Below are 20209 nucleotides of genomic sequence, written 5' to 3' on the forward strand. Positions count from 1 at the left end.
GATTGTTTAGTTTAATAAATGTTCAATATTAATTGATCTACAATCTGATTAAAGTTAGATTACTCTAAGGAAAGGCTATTTGATTAGGGTTTATCGTAGACATTTTTAGGTGAATAAGTTGATTGGAATGGAGGGATGCTCGACTCCTATGGGATAAGCGGGAAGGCTGAGACCCCACAGGCTTGCCGAGGAGGCTCAGGTCTCGCCCCATGGAAAGCGAGCATCCTGTAATGGAAATCAACATCACTCTACTCCTTTCACGAAAATTTGATAATTAATTGACAAGATAGTTTTTCAACAGCATGAAATCGGTAACCTCTTTAGAGATTACCGATTTTTTAAATTCAATATTTATTTAATTTAAGGTAGCCCTTTTCTTATTTATAATCATTCAATTACTTATTCTGGTCAATGAATATGTTTTTCTATTTTACAAACAATACACGATAGGAGGTGGAATATTATTGAAAACGGAACAAACAATTACAATTTCTAAAGACATTAATTGTAATCTAGAAAAATTAAAAGAAGAGTTTTCGAATGTTTTTGATTTTAAAACAAGAAAGATAACTTTCAATGATAGACCACTATGTATTGCTTTTATTGATACCATTTCAAATAAAGATATTATTAATGAAAAAATTATTAAGGTACTATTAAATATAAAACATGGAAATATCATAACTGATCTTCCGGTTTCAACTATTTCGGCAACTAATTGTTTAAACGAAATACAAGAGGCTCTTACGAATGGAAATACGGTATTGTTAGTTGATGGTTCAAATGAAGCCTTTATTATAGATACAGTATTATTCGAAGTGAGATCGACAAGTGAGCCTACAAATGAAAAAGTTGTTTCAGGTTCTCATGACGGTTTTGTTGAGAGCCTTAATAAAAATATTAATTTTCTAAGAAGTAGAATTAGAAGCACTGATTTAAAAATAGAAGTTTTACCGATTGGAGATCCTAGTACCAATGTTGGAATTTTATATTTAGATAATATCGTAAATAAAGATATTCTAGAAATTGTTAAAGTCCGTATTAACTCTATTCAACTTGAAAATAACTTAACAACTGGTAAGCTAGAAGAATTTATTGAGGATAGTTCACTTTCACCATTTCCACAAATTCTAGAAACGGAGCGTCCTGACCGAGTTATTTCTAATTTATTTGACGGGAAAATCTGCGTAATTGTTGAAGGAAGTCCAACGGTTTCAATTATGCCAGCTTCTTTTTTTACGTTTTTCCAAACTCCCGATGACTATAATGGTCGAGTTTTAATTGGTACTTTTCTAAGACTCATTAGACTATTTTGTTTTTTTCTGTGCATTACTTTACCAGCAGTTTATATAGCAATCGTTTCATTTAGCTATGAAATTCTCCCATATGAACTAGTATCTACCATTCAAAACAGCATTGAATACGTACCGTTTTCTCCATTTGTTGAAGCTTTAATCATGCAGTTGGTCTTGGAATTATTAAGAGAAGCATCAATTCGACTACCTAGTCCGATTGCACAAACAATTGGTATTGTAGGAGGCCTCGTTATTGGCACTGCAATTGTTGAAGCAAATTTAGTATCAAATACAATGACTGTAGTTCTTGCAATTACAGCAGTTGCTTCATTTGTTATTCCTACACATGAAATGAGCTTTTCACTTCGCCTATTAAGTTTTCCAATGATTATTTTGGCATCAATCTATGGATTTGTAGGTATTATATTCGGTCTAATGCTTATTTTTATTCATATTGTTAAGCTCGAGTCGTTTGGTACTCCCTATTTTTCACCACTTGCACCAATTCGAATAAAAGATTTAAAAGATGCCTTAATTAGAGTACCAAATTGGAAAATGAAGACACGGCCTACAAATGCATTGCCTATTGATATGCAACAAACCAAAGAAACGAAAGGGTGGAAAAATGATAATTAAGCAAAATGAGACTATTTCATCCTTTCAATTATTTTTTTATATGGTAATTGTCCAATTAAATGTTGCAACATTAACGTTACCAATGTATTTATATAAAGAAAGTGGGCATGATGGATGGATTTCTTTATTATTTTCTTGTCTATATTCTGTATGTACTATATTCCTATATTCATTTCTACTTAAACGGTTCCCTAATTTAACAATTTATGAAATTTGTACGTTTTTTTTCGGAAAATGGATCGGTGGAATACTTAAAATCTGTTATATTTTATATTTTATTTTTATAGCTTATTTAATTAATCAATCTTATCTATTTATTTTTAGCAAATGGGTATTTCCAAATTCACCAGCTTGGAGCATTTTACTCCTTTTATTGATCATTGGGATTTATTTAGGGAAAGAAAATATTCGAACAATGACACGTTTTTTCCAATTATCTTTTTGGACATTTTTAATCATTTTTATTTTTAGTATAGAAGCATTTCAACAGGTGGATTGGAAGTTGTTATTACCAGTTGCTCAAGTTAATTTTGCCCATATTTTGAAAGGAAGTTATACGTCTTATTATTTCCTACATGGTGTTGAGTGTCTATTAGTTGTCTATCCATTTGTTAAAGGTCCACATAGAAAAAAAATAAAAAGCTCTATTTTTTCTATACTCATTATTACACTGATTAATCTATTCACTGTTGTTCTGTGTTTCATATTTTTTAGTAAAAAAGAATTACAGTTAATTCCGGAACCAACAATTTATATCTTTAAAACTTTAACATTTTTCAAAGAACTAGAGCGACTTGATTTACTATTTCTTTCAGTTTGGTTTGTCATCATTGCCTCTTCTTATGTGACTTATTTAAATTTGGCTAATATCGGTCTTTCCCATCTAATAAAAAGGAATAGTATTAGTACATTTTCTACTATTACGATTTGCATAATTGTATTTCTAATTGGAAATTTAGTACCTTCTTCAAATGGATTATTCGATAAGCTAATAAAAACTTTATCTATTTCAAGTTTTATTTTTATCCTTTTGATTCCAACATTGATCTTATGTATCTCACTTCTCTTTAAGATTAAAAGTAAGGAAGTTAAATTGTCATGAAAAAATATCATTCTATTCCTTTTTTATTAATCTTTTTATTAACAGGATGCTGGGACCAGCACTCATTAAAAGACTCTGCACTAGTACTGGGCGTCGGATTTGACCAACTTCCAAAAAACAAGGTTAAAGGAACAGTAAGTATAAGAACTAGCATTTCGAAAGGTGACCAAACTGAAAATATCAATTATCAGGTAAGTGCTCCGGGGGTATCTATAAGAGATATACGAAACAATATTGATTATCAAATACCTGGTAATTTTTCATCTAATAAACTACTAGTTATGCTTTTAGGCGAGGATCTTGCAAAAAATAATTTGTATCCATACTTTGATAATTATTTCCGATTTATACGAAGCACGCTAACTTCCAGAGTTGCAATTGTAAAAGGAAAGGCATCTAGCATCATTGAAATGAAAACATATAAAGATATTTTTATTAGTGAATCACTTTCAGAAATGCTTGCAGCCGCTGAAAATATTTCTGTTATTCCAAAAGAAACGCAAGAAACTGTTTACAAAAAAATGGATGATCCGGGTACTGATTTAGTCCTACCTTATTTAGAAAAAACAGACGATGAAACAATTAAAATTAAAGGTGTAGCACTTTTAGAAAACAATCGATTTACTGGCAAAGTACTAACTAATAAGCAGTCAAAATTATTGTTATTACTGAAAGACAAAAAAAATAATACGATGAGTTTAACGGAACCATTGGGGAGAAATAATGAGATTGTTTCTTTTAAAGTAAAAAGTATAAAAAGAAACCTACAAATCAAAAACGGAAACCTCCCTAAAGTAAAAATTGATTTAAAAATAAAGATTAATTTAACTGAGTATACTGGTGAAGATCTAGCTAGTAATATCAAGAAAAGGGAAATAGAAAACAAAATTGCTAATAATATCGAAAAGGAACTAAAAGAAGTATTTAACATTCTTCAAGAAACAAATTGTGATGCATTAGGAATTGGTAGATATATAATGGCTTATCATCCGGATACATGGGAGAAGATAAATTGGGAAAAGGACTTTTCAAAAGTTCCCTTTGAGGTCAATACAAAAGTAATTATGTATACAAGTGGAATTATTTTATGACCGTTAAAAAACAAGTAAAGTGTAGCAATCATTTATATGACAAAACCAGAAAAGCCCTTTATCGGGCTTTTCTGGTTTCATGCTGTTGAAAAACTACCTTGTCAATTAATTATCAAATTTTCGTGAAAGGAGTAGAGTGATGTTGATTTCCATTACAGGATGCTCGCTTTCCATGGGGCGAGACCTGAGCCTCCTCGGCAAGCCTGTGGGGTCTCAGCCTTCCCGCTTATCCCATAGGAGTCGAGCATCCCTCCATTCCAACCAACTTATTCATCTAAAAATGTCTGCGATAAACCCTAATCAAATAGCCTTTCCTTAGAGTAATCTAACTTTAATCAGATTGTAGATCAATTAATATTGAACATTTATTAAACTAAACAATCGAATTTGTTTTCTAAAAAAAGCTTATAATATTTTTAACGTCTAAAAAAATCATTTCTATTGTTATTGAAATAATGAAATTGCTCAAACATATTAACAATTAAAATCATAAAAAAATCATTCAAAAAATGCTAATTTTATCATTATAGATGTTCATTTAAAGTCCGTTTTCCCTTTTGACGTCTTTATATTTCAACACTCTGAAAACCTGAAAAGCCCTTTATCGGGCTTTTCAGGTTTTCACAAAATTAGTTGCATAACATTCCGATAGGTAAGGTAAAAAAAAGCATACCCCGAATTTTGCATACTCCATTGTATTTATTAGTGCTTTAACATATATCCCCAAAGTAATAATGGTGTAATAAGAAAAGTGTAAAGTACTATTTGTAAAATAATTATTGGTTTTATTTCTTTAAAATCACTTACCCAAAGCTTAGAAACGATCGCATATAATACTAATTCTATTACTGGACCAAATACAATTAACCATTTCATTTTAAAAATTTTGCTCCTTTTAGAAATTCTAAGATGCATATATTACATTCTCACCCTAAAATTATATCACAAAAAAAGAAGAAATTATTTTACAAAAACAAAAAATCTGAAGTGTTAAATAAATTTAAAACACCCCAATCTCCCATCCATAAATACCTGTTTGTCTTTCGCCTCTTTGATATAGATCGTTGTTGGTAAATCGATAATATCCTTTAGACTTGCACCAACCTTCTCACAGGTTCTTCTTGATGGAATGTTATTGGGATTGCAAGAAATAATAAGCTTTTTCATGTCATGTGATACTGCTACTTCCCGAACTAAGAGACATGCTTTCGAAGCATAGTTTCTTCCTCTTGATTCTTCCTCCACTTTATATCCGATCTGTCCGCCATAAAAGGTTTTCTCATTATCTCCTACTCTTAATACAATTTCACCTAAAATTTTCTCTTTATTAGTTACAGAAACTATGCCAAACATATAAGCAGGTACAAACCCCTTTTTAACATCTGCTTGTAGATATTCAAGAGGTAATAGTTGAATTTCACCATCTGTTAGATTATCAAATTTAATAAAGTTAAACATATAAAGGTTCTCCCATGATTATACAAATTTTACATTTATTAATACTCTTATTAGACACAATATATAAGATTTCTTGTACAACTATCCTACCATTATGTTGAATAAGAATTCTGTCTTCACTATTGATTAAACTCTAAATATTTACGACAAAAAACCAGAAAAGCCTTCTAACAGGCTTTTTGGTTTCTCACTTTCTACTAATTTAATTCTCCATAACCATTCACTATTTCGCTGCTTTCTCATGCTCCTGCTTGAAAAAGCTCTTTATAAAATTTATTGTTTAAAAGAATTAACAGGACAAAAACTCTTTCGTGTCGAATTAATCTATATTAGAAGGGAGATGAGCAAATGCGTAAAGAAAGTCTATTAAAGAACCTTCAACTTGTCACGAGAGGGAATTACTTTTTAATCAACATTAAAAATTCCCAAGAAAATGATAAAAATATAATTGAAAAACTGGCTAAAGAGCTAGAACTTGATGGGAAAATTAAACTTAAAGAGTGCACACTTCTAGAAGATTCAATCTTTTTAACTGGAATACTTAAGTATGCATCCATTTAAATTGGATGCTTTTTACTTGTTGAACATGGAAGTATAAAAGATAATTATTTAACCGAATAATTATTCTTTGGCTTGACCTTCTGTAATCCCTTTTACTAATTCATTTATTTTTTTATTTAATATTTAATTTAAATATATACTTTTAATAGTAATAAAATTTATCTATTATTAACTTCATACGCTGTTCTAACTCCTGCTTCAATTGCACCTTGAATCCAACCTGGTGTAGTTGACGAATGTGATCCTGCGAAATGAATTCTTCCTTCTGGTGTACCAATAAATTGACCAAACTCTTTTATTTGGTCGGGTTTATACATGACAAATGCTCCTCCAGCATAAGGAAATTCTGACCAATTATGTGAGTATCCTATTAAAAAATCTGAAAACACTTGATCTCCAAATATATATGAGAGATTATTCAAGGCAATTTTTATCCTTTCTGCCTGTGTCATATTATCCCAGATACTAGAATCATCTTCCCATGTATAGCTAGCTAACATTATCCCTGTATCGTCCGCTGACCCTTGACCATGACTAGGAAAATATGCAAACTTGATTGGTAGATCTGTCGTTAATTTACCACCACTTAATCCATACTTTTCCCAAAATCTTGTTTTAAATTGAAGACCTATTTTAGTTGAATTTGCATAATGGATCTTTCTAATAACATTTCTCTTTTCATATGAAACAGACTCATAGGGTAGTAAATCTATGAAATTCAATAAAGTATAAGGAACTGTAGAAATTACAAAATCGCTTGTAAGTTGATGCTCAGTATTAAGTATTTGATTTTCAGTATAGATCGTTACGTTCGAATCTTGTTGTATAATTTTTTTCACTCTTTGATTTGTAATAATATGGTCTTTAAGTTGTGGTAAAAATCCATTAATAAGATGATCCGTTCCCCCTGTAATTTCATAAAGTTTTAGATCCTTAGTTAGGAGTACTAAAACTTCTCTTAATATTGCAGTAAATGCAAGTTCTGAAAATCCCTCCAATCCAACCATTGTTTCTATCATATTGATTGCTTCAGATGATAAAGATACACCCACAGGGTTATATCTTAAAAATTGATACATTGAATATTGATCATACATATTGATAACTATTTCCCAATTTTTCTCGGGATTTTGGTTTATAAAATCAATGACTGGACCAACTGCTAATAATAGTAATTCTGATGCAGTCTTTCCTTTTTCACTTGGAGAGACATTATAGTTTAATTGGTCAGGATTTGATTCATAGTTTTTTTCATTAGTTAATACATTATTGATGAACATCAGATCATTAGGGGTTCTATTTATAAATTCATTTACTTGTAAATTGAATTTTTTTATATATTCAATTACTAAATAATGAAATGAAGGTATTCGCATTGCTCCAAGATCTATATACTGATTATTAATAAAAGGTTCTCTTTTTGTATAAATTCTCCCGCCAATTCTGTTATTTGCTTCAATAATGGTAACATGATGTCCTGCTTCCTTTAAAAGTGACGCAGCGACTAAACCCGATATACCTGCACCTATAATAGTTACATTCTTTGGTGAATTGGATTTTTGTAATCCATTTTGTATTATGAATATCATTTGCTCTTTTGAAAGTTGTAATTTTTGTATCATATTTATCACCCCAACTTACAAAAATTATCCGTCTCTTCATTATTATTCCATTGTAAGTTGTAATAGAATTTTAACTAATCTTTATTTCATTAATAAACAAATTGAAATTAAAGTGCTAATTCAAAAATTCTGCCAAATAGTGAACTAAGTAAGGGAAGTCTCTCATGTGACTTCCCATCTATGAAATCCGTTATCTATATAGGCATACGGCTTATCCATATGTTAAACGTTCTATGCAATAAAAGAGTATCTTCCCATTATCTTTTAACTAACGAGCTCTTACTTTGTAACACCATAGAACGAAACGAACCTTATCTTTTTACAAGTCAAAAATTAATTCAAAAAGTATAAACTGTTGTGTACCCATTTAGATGTTACCTTCTACTCCTATTAATACATATTTTAAAAATGACAAAAAACCAGAAAAACCTTCATTTAGTCTTCTCTGGTTTCTAACTTTCTACGAATCTCGCACTCCGTTTAATACCCTATACCCATTTACTTTGCCGACTTCTCATGCTCCTGTTTGACTCTTTTTTGAAAGTCATTTTCCCAAAAATCCGCTGTTAAGGATATACCCGTATTTGATCAATTTCATAATATACGAAGCTAAGGATCATTTTCCCAAATACCTTCAGAATTTTCACCACCATCCCCCCCATAAACATACTAATTTAGGGAGACAAGATAGTCGGCAAGTTTATCGAAAGTACCCTCAAGATCTTGTTGAAGCTTTGGTGCCATACTTTTGTAGGTTTCTTGTTCCTCAGCTGAAGCGTTCACAGGGCAACCTATCAGTTTTAAAACAGTTTTACCTTCGTCATCTTCTAGCGTTATGATATTCATAATTTCAAGAGGCCAGCTCACGCTAAAAGGCGCTCTGACTGTATTGCCTTGCTCATTAGAAAAGGATCGGATATAAACCACTTTCTCAGGTTCGACAACCTCTTGGTATGTAAATTTTCCCCACAGAACCTGTTTTCCGTCAGGAGACGTCTGAATACCTAAAAACTCGCCACCTGATCGAGCGTCCATTTTAACGATTTCGAGGGTGACCCCCTTTGGTCCCCACCATTTCGCGAAATGCCCGATCTCTGTCCATGCTTTAAATACGAGTTCGCGAGGGGCATCGAATACACGCTTAATTGCTATTTCGAACGATTGATTCAGATTGTTATCCATGAAAATCCTCCTTGTTTTTCATGTAGCGTAAAAGCCTCGGTAATTAGCCAAGCAGTCAACGAACAGGCGAGTAACGGAGCACCACGTCGCCGAAGTAGCCGAAGTAGCCGAAGTAGCCGAAGTAGCCGAAGTAGCCGAAGTAGCCGAAGTAGCCGATCCAAATTGAACTAACGCATGCGTTAGTTCAATTTGGACTTTTATAATATATAAAATCCCGACCTTTTACTTGTTATATGTATATTTGAATGTAAGTTATAAAATTTTAATATTTTTATTTATAACGTTAATAATACTATTGATAAACCTAGTAAATAGAAAAGGAGCTTTAATAATATGGAATATGATTCAAAAAATACTACACAATTAGCACTAAAGAAATATAAAATAGGACTTGGATTGTTTTCTGAGAAATTTCCTCACTTTGTAAATAAATTTAATTCTTTTACAGAAGAATGCTTTAAAGAAGGTGCTTTATCTCAAAAACAAAAACAATTAATTGCGCTAGGAATTAGCCTTTATGCTCAGGATGAGTATTGCATCATCTATCATACAAAAGGATGTCTTGATCAAGGATGTTCTGAACAAGAAATTTTCGAAGCCATCGGAGTGACTGCTGCATTTGGAGGTGGGGCAACAGTGAGCCAAGGGGTTACTCTTGTTCAAGAGTGCATTCAGGAGTTAAATGAAGTTAAGTAGGAATATTGTTGAGTGTAAGAAACACCAATTTAAAAGCATGTAAATATAAAATGCATGGTATCTTAAATTATATACTTTGAATTGAATTCTTTAAAACTGATTAACTTATTTACTAACTTGTCAGGCATTAATTGTTTGAAATGCACCCCAATTGTTAGAAAGATGTAACTAACCATTGGAGGTGCCATTTTTTTGTTATAAATATGGAGAGTTTTTTAAACAAGTTCAACATTGACACTGCATTTTGTTAGCGTTACACAGCAATATCGTACTCAAGGTACTTCGCATAGAAGAAGAATCCTTTCTTATACACTATGAAATCGTTAAGTTCCGGCGATAGTGGGCGGCTAATCTGGTATCTTTCGCATAGTGGTCATGTAAATAAGGTTGGTACCCTTTGTTATTTTTCGTTTGTAGCGAGCGATATCTTCGACGTCAGCGCTGACACAGGATGTCCAGTGAAAATAAGCTTCGTGCGTATGCTTAGAGAAGGTGAAGCACAAAAAAGGTGTTTTACAGCCCTTCGCGATCTTCAACTATCGCATCAGTTAGTTGAACAAGAAAAGAAATTAGTAGTTATCAAATAAATTATTTCGAATTTAATAATTGGAAAATATTCCATAATTGTCCTCTAATATTGTCCAAATCCTCTTGTAAGTTATGAATTTGAAAACCGATATAGTATAACCCTGAAATAAGAGCAATACCAAAAATATACAGGGAAATTTTATCAAATTTACTCATTTAAATCCTCCTGATAAATTAACGTTAGTAATGATTATTCGGCAAATTAATATATAAACCTTTACTAAGTAAATTTCTTGGATTGTTATGCAACTAAACTGCCATTATGTTGAATAAAAAAATCGACTAAACAGTCGATCTTGGTATTCAACTAAAGCATGCGTTAGTTGCATAAGAAATTACTAATCTTACTCTTCTGAATCACATAATTCTTCTGCAATTTGCTTAATTCGTTCTAATGTTATTCCTTCTCTTTGTTCCACTGCTAATGGGTGTTTAGTTGGCTCTAATTCAATAACAGAACACAAACCGATTGTCCTTGTGTGTATCATAGTTTTTAAATTTATTGTGTCTGGGTAACAAGGAATATCAATCGATAACCAACCAAACATAGGATCCAATTTTTGTTCCCTTTCAGGATCCTCCCAAAAATCATTTGTTTTATCGAAGTTCTCTTCGCTTAATGATACCCATACATCCCAAATAAACTTTTGATTCGTATCGATAACAGGAATTTCAATATTTCCACGAATAAAAAAATACTTATCATCAATAATACATAAATCATCGTTCATCTCGACACGACTTTCTTGCTCATCAACTGGAATATCAAAAAAATAGTCAGGAACTGCACTTCCGTAACTCATTGGTAACTCTTCATGATATTTTCCACAACACTTACATACAAAACCATTACTCATGTGATTGCCCCCAAATACTTTTAACTAATTTAATAATAAACTAACTTTTATTTTTGATGAAGTAGAGAACTTCTTATATGAACGAAACTGTCAAACCACCAAACCAAAAATGTTTTAATTTAGGGATTTTTCAATTTTTAGACAGACTTAAATTAGGACTACCAACCTAGAATTTAAAAATTAGATTTTCTAAGTCTGTGAATGACAACTTTATAATAGTAGATATTTTTAGTTTCTAAAGAAAAGATAATGTCTTAAAAGCTTGGCACGAAGGCAAATAAATTAACAGTGATTTACAGTCTGATATGCGTGGGTTGGTTACCACATTTCATTTTATCCGTTACGGAGCTGCCTCGATCTAAACGCGCATGTTCAGTTATTAAACTTAATGCATAGTTGCACAAGAGGGTTCTCCTTACCGAATTTGCCTCCGAGCCAAGATTTCAATATTTACTAGACTTATTATTTTAATATTTATTGATTAGTGTGGTTTAGCTTTTAAGCAATTTTTGATTGGGATAATTGTGTACCTTCGATACTACAACCAATTGCCCATATAAATCCAATTAATTCTCGAGCGACTGCGACTACTGCGAATTTACCTGTTTTCCATCTAGCAGTGATTCGGCTATATTTTAAATTAAGACGGTGCTGAGCTTTCCAGGCAATTCTTTGTGCTTCGAGAGGTTGACCAATTTGCCTCTTTTTTAATTCACCTTTTAGTGATGGACGATGGCGATAAGACCAGGAAACTTCCACTAAAGCACGTCGGATATGTGAATTTCCAACTTTGGTAATCGAACCTTGCCAACGATTTGATCCACTGGAATATTCTTTCGGAACAAGTCCTGCATAAGACATTAGTTGCCTTGGATTTGAGAAACGAGAAAATTGCCCAACTTCAGCGACTAGTGTTACAGCTGTAATTTCAGCTATACCTCTTAGTGTCTGAAGTGCCTGAATGACAGGCGCATGTTCGCTTTCAATTGCTTCTTCATGAATCTGTGCTTCAATTCTCTTCATTCTTTCTTCAACTTCATAAATTGAATGAAGATACTCTTGGAATACAATTCGTAATGAAGTTTTTTCGAAAGTAAGAATGTTCAACCAGGCACGATATTTGACTGTCCAATTTTTAACACCTTGAGGTGGGCGAATTTCATGACGGAGTAAGAAGTGAACAAGTCTTTGACGTACTCTTTGTAAATCTTCACGAGTATCAAATCGAGCACGAATTAAATCTCTTAAAGCTTCATGGTTTTCATCAGGTACCCAAACAGAAGTTAGCTCTCCAGCTCGAAGAAGCTGAGCTAGTCTTAGTGCATCACGACGGTCTGTTTTTACTCGATCACCAGCTCTTTTCGGAATTAGAGTAGGTGCAACTACAATACATTCTATATCCATTGATAAAAGTTGACGGTAAATACAATACCCGCATGAACCTGCTTCATAGCAAACTAGTAGCTTTTCTGGATCGCCTAACTTCTTAAAAAGTTTACGAATGCTTTCAGGTGTGTTTTGAATATTACCGTGAAATCGTGGTTCGCCACGTCCTTCTTCAGCAATACCAACAGAAATAATGTCTTTTGACACGTCTAAACCAATAAATTTTTGACTATCCTTCATAATATAAACGGCTCCTTTTTGTTTGTAGCTCTACATTTGGAATGGGTAGGCTTTTAGTTAACTCCCATTATTGCCAAGTGCAACCTACGCTAAGCAAAAGGAGCCGTTTCGTTCATTATGACTAAACTGCCATTTACTTCAATAAAAAAACTGCAATTAAGCAGCTTGTAATCTTCAACTAATACTTGCTTTAGTTGAAGAAGAATCCCTTTATTGATAGTTGAAGAATTACTCGTCAATGGAATCTGCTGTTTTAACAAGGTCATTAATCGTGTACTTTGTTTTTGCATCTGGTAATTTAATTAATGTAATGTCATGATAAAATCCATCTTTTTTCCATCGAATCTCCTTTGGACTATCCTTATCCTTTATAATATTCACTCTTGTTCCATCTTTTAATTTAGTTGTTTTATGTTCTTGATCATCCCCATTAAAGGCAGTGTTTCTATTGTGAAACGTTGTGATATATAATATGGTTCCATTTCCGTAAGTATATTTAATAGAAGTGTGATCATATGTATGACTTTCCATGTTTTCTCCTACTTCAAGTGACACAGTTTTTACATCAAAAGGTAGTTTCTCAGGTACAACTATTTCATTTTGAACATCTTTAGGTAGTTTTTCTACTTCTTTTTTTAGTGTAGGGTAGTCTTCTTTTAGCTTATTTAATGTGCTATTCCCGTTAGTACAGGCAGTTAATAAAACAATAGAGATTGCTACAATAATTTTTTTCATTTTGCCACTCTCCTCTATTAATATAATTCATCAAATAATATTCGGATTCTTATATTTGTAATCTACATTACAGTTTTCCTTATGCAACTAAGCTGCTATGTACTTAAATAAAAAAGACGCATATTAGCAGCCTTGATTTTCAACTATTGCATGCGTTAGCCATCCATGAATCCTCAGATTCACAACTGTGAATGGAAGTTATAACGTACTCCCATGGTAGTTGAATAAGAATGTAAATCATGCATTATTAATTTTAATAAAATAGTAAATTAATATATATAAATAAGAAAAAACAATCGGAATAACATTTATCCATTTTGGTATTTTCACATTAAATTTACCCAAAACTTTCCTTAATAAGTCATTACATAATTGAAATAGATTTATTGTCAAAACCAGTATCATTACGAAATAAAAAATATTAAATTTGATTGCATATAAAATCAAAGATAAAAAAATTACTAAAGATAGTAATTCAGCTAAATCCATATTTTCTAACAATGTGTTCTGATAACCATTTTCTATATCTCTTTAATACCGGCATTTTCCAGCACCTCAAATTTTACTTTTCGTTCTAAAATTTCTATATTCTAATTCCAAAATTTATTACTAAATTATAAAATTCACTAGACATTTTCAAAATCCTTATACAACAAAACTGCCATTTAGCTCAATAAAAAAATCGACCATTACAGCCGATCATGTTGTTCAACTAAAGAACATGTTAGTTGAAGATCTACCTCAACAAACTTTTTCATATCATTTCTGTAACAAAGAAAGGTAGGTTTACTCCACCATCAATTGCCTTACTTCTTTAAACGCAATGTGAAATTTTATGCTATTAGCCAAAATTTTGCTAATCATCTGGCAAATCACTTATTAATCGCGGCTTTATAGGTACCACATCTAATTCATAATCATATTTGCTAAACCCCTGTCGAGCTATCATACTTGCACCCATAGTCATATAAATAGAAACCGCGCTTTGCCAGTTCAATAAAATCATTGGTTCCTGTCAGTTGGACGGGCATATTAGTATCAGAAATACATGATAATTGGAGCACTGCTGCCTCAATGTTTTCAAAAGGAAAATTTAACAATTCACATGGAACAGGAGCTTGCCCAGGGTAACAAATGGCCAAGTTGCCCGTTTTTATCAGATGCAATCCATACCATGTCCCAGCCACCAAAATAATCCATATATTGAGGATGATCCATCCTCCACAATTTGGTCTCTCGATTTACTAACATTATGGAGCTCAATCCCTTCAACCATTTGGCTTTCGGCCCGCTATCTAACTGTCTACGCTTAAAGATTAAAGTTACCATTAACCCTCCAAGACTCGCTACGAGCGAATGGCTAATTCTTACTCGACGGGAATCCTACCCGTTATATGATACGACCTAGGCTCGGCCCGCACATGCATCAGTTAGTTGAATAAGAAAAAGCTTTATTTAAATTGTTTATACAAAATTTAAAGGCGATACCAACATTAATCCCAATAATTAAACATTACATCACCAATTGTTCTTGGCTCCCAACGCTGTACTTGTTCTTTAATAGTACGAACATTTCTTAACTCCTCATGTTCTTCAATATTAAATTGTTTGTTCAATTCTTTTACTTTCATAACTGTATAATCCCAAAACTCTTCTGCCAACTCTTTAAAGTCGATAAAATTCAATGGGAATGAGTTTCCAAATTTACCGTATTCATCAGCAAGACAAAATGCTAAAAATGGATGTGCATCATTTACAACTGCATATATAGGTTGGGGTAGAAAGAAAAACTTTACTGCATAAAAATTTTTATAATCTGTTTCTAAATCACTTAATATCTCATACTTTATATGTTTTAATGAAGCAACTTCTTTACATTTAGCATAAAATTTTGATTTATCAATTGAGGGTGGTTCAGGTTCCTCTCCAGGCATGTAATATCCCCCTGTTACTCCATATGGTAAATTTACTTTGGTCATATTGAACTCCTATATCAAATTGGATTTTAATTAAAATTTTCTATAATTATACCAAATTAATTAGACCTAAAATGATATACCTTAGTGAAAATATTCTATTTTTCTTATTCAACTAATCTGCCATTAAGTTGAATAAGGATTTTCTCTATTCCATTATTAAACTTTAAGTAAGTATGACAAAAAAACAGAAAAACCCTCAATGAGGTCTCTCTGTTTCTCACTTTCTACGAATTTTGCAATCCACTTAATTCTCCATACCCAACTACTATTTCGCTGCCTTCTCATGCTCTTGTTTAAAGAAACTCTTCATTGAATGGAATACATCTGATTTTTGTTTAAGGATGTAGTAGCGGAATTTTTCGTCGTTAATGTTTTTATATGCGGACATTAGCGTACTGTGTCGATTGTATTGGTTTACTTCTCCGTATCCGAACATATTACTCACTTTCATTAATTCTTGAACTAGTTTTACGCAGCGAGCATTATCAGATGTTAAATTATCTCCATCAGAAAAGTGGAATGGATAGATATTATATCTTTCAGGAGAATATTTGAATTCAATTACTTCTAAAGCTTTTCGATAAGCAGATGAACAGATCGTTCCTCCGCTTTCTCCTTTTGTGAAGAACTCTTCTTCTGTAACTACTTTTGCTTCAGTATGGTGTGCGATAAACTCGATATCAACTGATTCATATTTTGTTCGTAAAAATCTTGTCATCCAAAAGAAGAAGCTTCGTGCCATATACTTTTCCCATAAGCCCATACTTCCGCTCGTATCCATCATTGCGAGTACGACGGCTTTAGATTCTGGTTTTCTAATTTCATTCCATGTACGGAACTTTAAGTCTTCTGGAGATATCGGATAGAATGATGGAGTACCACGCATAGCGTTACGTTTAAACGCTGACATCATCGTACGTTTTTTATCAATGTTACCCATTAAACCGGTTTTTCTAATGTCATTAAATTCAATGTTTTCTACTGTATTTAAATCTTGTTCTTTTCGTTTTAGATCAGGTAATTCTAACTGACTAAAAAGAGCTTCCTCTAATTCCATTAGTGAAACCTCTGCCTCATAGTAATCTTCGCCTGATTCTTTACCTGCTCCTTGACCTTTACCAGCACCCTTTTGCGGCTGGCCACCTTGTGAACCATCTCTTGCCACTACATCGCCAACTTTACTGTCTCCAGTACCCTGACCAACGTGTTTATTTTTATCATAGTTGTATCGAATCTTATACTCATCAAGTGACCGAATTGGAATTTTTACTACATCGCGCCCGTTTGACATGATGATGCTTTCTTCTGTGATCAAATCTGCTAAATTCTTTTTAATCGCCTCTTGTACCTTCTCTTGATGGCGCTGTTGGTCGTCGTGTCCTTTACGATGGAGGGTCCAGTCTTCCTGTGAAATGGTAAAATTATGCTTTTGTTCATGTTCATTATTTTCATTACTCATTTTCTTTCCCTCCCTTACTTGTTTGATTTATTTTTAAAAATAAAAAAATCGTCACACAATAATACACAATTGCATAAACTAATTCGGTAGATGATTTTCTACCCTTTTTTATGGATTACTCTATCATATGCAGAAGGACACAATAATTGACAAAGTTTCTTCTAAATTTTACACCCATTTTTTCAGAAAATTGGACGAGTCCTTAAAAATATATATATTTATATAAAAATTCCAATAAACTTTCGCCTTTAACTATATGTAAAAATACTTAAAAAAGAACAAAAAAATAGTGGAAAACTAGTAAAAAAGTTCTCCACTTATTTTTATTTAAGGTAAATTATGTCCCATTCCAGCTACGTAAATTCGTAACCATTGTTCCGCTGACATACTTAACTTAGTAGACTCAACTGCTGCTTTAACACGTTCAATTTTACCAGACCCTACGATTGGCATCATTTTAGCAGGATGAGCTAATAACCATGCGTACATTACTTCGTCGATTGAATTTGCGCCAATTTCACTAGAAACCTCTTCAAGCATTGCTCGAACTCGTACAGCTGATTCAGACTGACTAGTAAAAATTTGTCCGCCTGCTAATGGGGACCAAATCATTGGAGCAATATCTTTTTCAAGTAATAAATCAATTGTTCCTTTTTCAAAATGCTCTAATTGCATTGGAGAAACTTCAATTTGATTTGTTACTAAAGGCATGTTTAGATATGCTTGTAATGCATTAAATTGAGTTGGTAAAAAATTTGATACCCCAAAGTAGCGTACTTTTCCTTCCGAATGAAGTTGATTAAACGCCTCTGCGATTTCCTTTGGATTCATAAAAGGATTTGGTCTATGTATTAAAAGTAAATCGATATAATCTGTTTGTAGATTTTCCAGAGAATTATTAACACTCATAAGGATATGCTCTTTACTAGTATCATAATGATTCATTTTAAGTTCAGGAAACTTTGCTGACTTTAACTTTATTCCACATTTTGTAACGATTTGGATTTTTTCACGAAGCTCCGGTTTTAGCGCTAAAGCCTTTCCAAAAATTTCTTCACAAGTATAGCCACCGTAAATATCGGCATGATCGAATGTTGTAATTCCTAACTCAATACATTCTTCTATAAAAGTGACTAATTGTTCTGATGTCATTTTCCATTCAGATAAACGCCATAATCCGTGTATAATTTGTGAAAACTCAAGATTTTCAGCTATTTGAATTCTTTTCATCTGCACTACCTCATCTTTCTTTTCAATCATTATCATCATTATAAGATAAACGTTATTAAATGCAAAAGAAAACGGCTATCTAATAGATAGCCGCTTAAACAATTTATCGGTTAAGTAATGAGCCTACGTAGCGTAATAATTCATTTGCTGATGTTGAGTTATAACCATACTCATCAACTAATCTACTGACAACGTCATTGATTTTCTTTAATTGACGCTCATCAGGAGTTTTTGTGGACGTCGTAATCTTCACAACATCCTTCAAATCCGAAAAAAGTTTCTTTTGGATTGCTTCTTTTAATCTTTCATGTGAATTGTAATCAAAGCGTTTGCCTTTTCTTGCATATGCAGAGATTCTGATTAGTATTTCTTCACGGAATGCTTTCTTTGCATTCTCAGAGATACCAATTTGTTCTTCAATCGAACGCATCAACTTCTCATCTGGATTCATCTCTTCACCTGTTAATGGATCGCGAAGCTTATTCTTATTGCAATATGCTTCTACATTATCAAGATAATTATCCATAAGAGTTTTTGCAGACTCTTCATATGAATAAACAAAAGCTTTTTGAACTTCTTGTTTTGCAATATCATCATATTCTTTTCTTGCAATAGAGATAAAATTCATATAACGCTCACGATCTTCATTAGAAATAGATGGATGTTGATCTAAACCATCTTTTAATGAGCGTAATACATCCAATGCATTAATTGATGGAATCTCTTTTCGAATAATTGTAGATGAAATACGGTTAATAACATATCGTGGATCAATACCATGCATACCTTCATCTAAATATTCTTTCTTCAGTTCCTCTAAATCAACAGTGTTATAGCCTTCTACCATTTCACCATCATATAGACGCATCTTCTTAACTAAATCAATATCTCCTCGTTTTGGTTCTTTTAAACGAGTAAGAATTGTAAACATAGCTGCAACACGTAAAGTATGTGGAGCAATATGAACATTTGAAACATCACTTTCAGAGATCATTTTTTGATAAATTCTCTCTTCTTCGCTAACTCTTAAATTATAAGGAATTGGCATTACGATTATTCGTGAATGAAGTGCTTCATTCTTCTTATTATTAATAAAGGATCTGTACTCTGTTTCATTCGTATGAGCAATGATTAATTCATCCGCAGAAATCAATGCAAAACGCCCTGCCTTAAAGTTTCCTTCCTGCGTCAGGGATAATAAGTGCCATAAAAACTTTTCATCACATTTTAACATCTCTTGGAATTCCATCATTCCACGGTTTGCTTTATTCAATTCACCATCAAACCGGTAGGCACGTGGATCTGACTCTGATCCAAATTGAGCAATTGTTGAAAAATCAATACTTCCTGTTAAATCTGCAATATCTTGAGATTTTGGATCAGACGGGCTAAAAGTACCAATACCAACTCGACGATCCTCTGATAAAAAGATTCTTTCTACGATAACATCTTCTATCCTTCCACCAAACTCTTGTTCAAGTCTCATTAAATTTAAAGGTGAAAGATTTCCTTCAATTCGAACTCCATATTCTTTGAAAAAGTCTTCTCTTAAATGGTTAGGAATTAAATGCAATGGATCTTCATGCATTGGGCAACCTTTAATAGCGTAGATTGCACCTTGATCAGATCTTGAATAATTTTCTAAGCCTCTCTTTAACATCGTTACCAAAGTAGATTTACCACCACTTACAGGCCCCATTAACAATAAAATACGTTTTTTTACATCTAATCTCTTGGCAGCAGGATGGAAATATTCTTCCACGAGTCTCTCTAACGCTTCTTCTAATCCATATAGGTTGTTACTAAAGAAACTGTAGGCTTTTTTACCATTCACTTCTTCAATACCTGCGTCTTTAATCATATTATAAATTCTAGAATGTGCAGTTTGTGCAACCCATGGTTCCTCTTTTAACATTTCAAGATACTCAGCAAAAGTGCCTTCCCATTTCAATCTTTGTTCCATGTCCCGATGCTGCTCAAGTTTCTTTAAAATATCCATGGACAAGTACCTCCTTCTTCTCATCTGTAAGAGAGATTATTAAAGGATATGCAAGGATGTCCGTACTCATGCTATATCTTTGAGTAGGAAAAT

The 20209-nt window shown here is 32.6% G+C and carries 17 protein-coding genes; 5 read left to right on the forward strand and 12 right to left on the reverse strand.

Annotated features, from left to right (window positions below):
• Positions 1-464: 464 nt before the first annotated feature.
• The 3 genes from MY490_RS19035 to MY490_RS19045 are packed head-to-tail and all read left to right on the forward strand — an operon-like array spanning position 465 to position 4124.
• On the forward strand, positions 465-1931 hold the full coding sequence (locus MY490_RS19035) for a spore germination protein (protein ID WP_248267083.1): 1467 nt from the start codon (positions 465-467) through the stop codon (positions 1929-1931).
• A complete protein-coding gene (locus MY490_RS19040) occupies positions 1921-3033 on the forward strand; it encodes a GerAB/ArcD/ProY family transporter (RefSeq protein ID WP_248267084.1) in 1113 nt (370 codons plus the stop codon). The genes MY490_RS19035 and MY490_RS19040 overlap by 11 nt, the downstream gene beginning before the upstream one ends.
• Entirely contained in the window at positions 3030-4124 is a 1095-nt protein-coding gene (locus MY490_RS19045) for a Ger(x)C family spore germination protein (protein ID WP_248267085.1), read from the forward strand. Before MY490_RS19040 ends, MY490_RS19045 begins: the two co-directional genes overlap by 4 nt.
• A 702-nt stretch (positions 4125-4826) precedes the next feature.
• Here MY490_RS19045 and MY490_RS19050 read toward each other — a convergent pair.
• On the reverse strand, positions 4827-5000 hold the full coding sequence (locus MY490_RS19050) for a hypothetical protein (protein WP_248267086.1): 174 nt from the start codon (positions 4998-5000) through the stop codon (positions 4827-4829).
• 114 nt (positions 5001-5114) lie between these two features.
• Positions 5115-5582, reverse strand: a complete 468-nt coding sequence (locus MY490_RS19055; protein WP_248267087.1) for a GNAT family N-acetyltransferase — start codon at positions 5580-5582, stop codon at positions 5115-5117.
• Between the two features lie 348 nt (positions 5583-5930).
• On the opposite strand from MY490_RS19055, the gene MY490_RS19060 reads away from it, so the two are divergent.
• Entirely contained in the window at positions 5931-6143 is a 213-nt protein-coding gene (locus MY490_RS19060; RefSeq protein ID WP_248267088.1) for a hypothetical protein, read from the forward strand.
• A gap of 158 nt (positions 6144-6301) precedes the next feature.
• Here MY490_RS19060 and MY490_RS19065 read toward each other — a convergent pair whose 3' ends face one another.
• Positions 6302-7765, reverse strand: coding sequence for a flavin monoamine oxidase family protein (locus tag MY490_RS19065; RefSeq protein ID WP_248267089.1), 1464 nt, complete (start codon positions 7763-7765; stop codon positions 6302-6304).
• Positions 7766-8434: 669 nt separating this feature from the next.
• Positions 8435-8947, reverse strand: coding sequence for an SRPBCC domain-containing protein (locus MY490_RS19070; RefSeq protein WP_248267090.1), 513 nt, complete (start codon positions 8945-8947; stop codon positions 8435-8437).
• 333 nt (positions 8948-9280) lie between these two features.
• Here MY490_RS19070 and MY490_RS19075 point away from each other — a divergent pair, with 333 nt between their 5' ends.
• Positions 9281-9643 carry a carboxymuconolactone decarboxylase family protein gene (locus tag MY490_RS19075; RefSeq protein WP_248267091.1) on the forward strand — a complete coding sequence of 121 codons (363 nt, stop codon included), beginning with the start codon at positions 9281-9283 and terminating at the stop codon, positions 9641-9643.
• A gap of 588 nt (positions 9644-10231) precedes the next feature.
• Here MY490_RS19075 and MY490_RS19080 read toward each other — a convergent pair.
• From MY490_RS19080 to MY490_RS19115, 8 genes are all read right to left on the reverse strand, one after another.
• Entirely contained in the window at positions 10232-10387 is a 156-nt protein-coding gene (locus MY490_RS19080; protein ID WP_156339672.1) for a hypothetical protein, read from the reverse strand.
• 188 nt (positions 10388-10575) lie between these two features.
• Positions 10576-11088 carry a DUF2199 domain-containing protein gene (locus MY490_RS19085; protein WP_248267092.1) on the reverse strand — a complete coding sequence of 171 codons (513 nt, stop codon included), beginning with the start codon at positions 11086-11088 and terminating at the stop codon, positions 10576-10578.
• Between the two features lie 498 nt (positions 11089-11586).
• Positions 11587-12714: an IS110 family RNA-guided transposase gene (locus MY490_RS19090; protein WP_248267093.1), complete on the reverse strand. Its 1128-nt coding sequence runs from the start codon at positions 12712-12714 to the stop codon at positions 11587-11589.
• A gap of 228 nt (positions 12715-12942) precedes the next feature.
• Entirely contained in the window at positions 12943-13449 is a 507-nt protein-coding gene (locus MY490_RS19095; protein WP_248267094.1) for a hypothetical protein, read from the reverse strand.
• Positions 13450-14942: 1493 nt separating this feature from the next.
• On the reverse strand, positions 14943-15428 hold the full coding sequence (locus MY490_RS19100; protein WP_248267095.1) for a hypothetical protein: 486 nt from the start codon (positions 15426-15428) through the stop codon (positions 14943-14945).
• A 265-nt stretch (positions 15429-15693) separates the two neighbouring features.
• Entirely contained in the window at positions 15694-16887 is a 1194-nt protein-coding gene (gene yhbH, locus MY490_RS19105) for a sporulation protein YhbH (RefSeq protein WP_248267096.1), read from the reverse strand.
• A gap of 327 nt (positions 16888-17214) precedes the next feature.
• Positions 17215-18117 carry an aldo/keto reductase gene (locus tag MY490_RS19110; protein WP_248267097.1) on the reverse strand — a complete coding sequence of 301 codons (903 nt, stop codon included), beginning with the start codon at positions 18115-18117 and terminating at the stop codon, positions 17215-17217.
• Between the two features lie 103 nt (positions 18118-18220).
• Entirely contained in the window at positions 18221-20116 is a 1896-nt protein-coding gene (locus MY490_RS19115; protein ID WP_248267098.1) for a PrkA family serine protein kinase, read from the reverse strand.
• Positions 20117-20209 lie beyond the last annotated feature (93 nt).

Origin of the sequence: Gottfriedia acidiceleris (genome assembly GCF_023115465.1) — a bacterium.
Classification (GTDB): domain Bacteria; phylum Bacillota; class Bacilli; order Bacillales; family Bacillaceae_G; genus Gottfriedia; species Gottfriedia acidiceleris_B.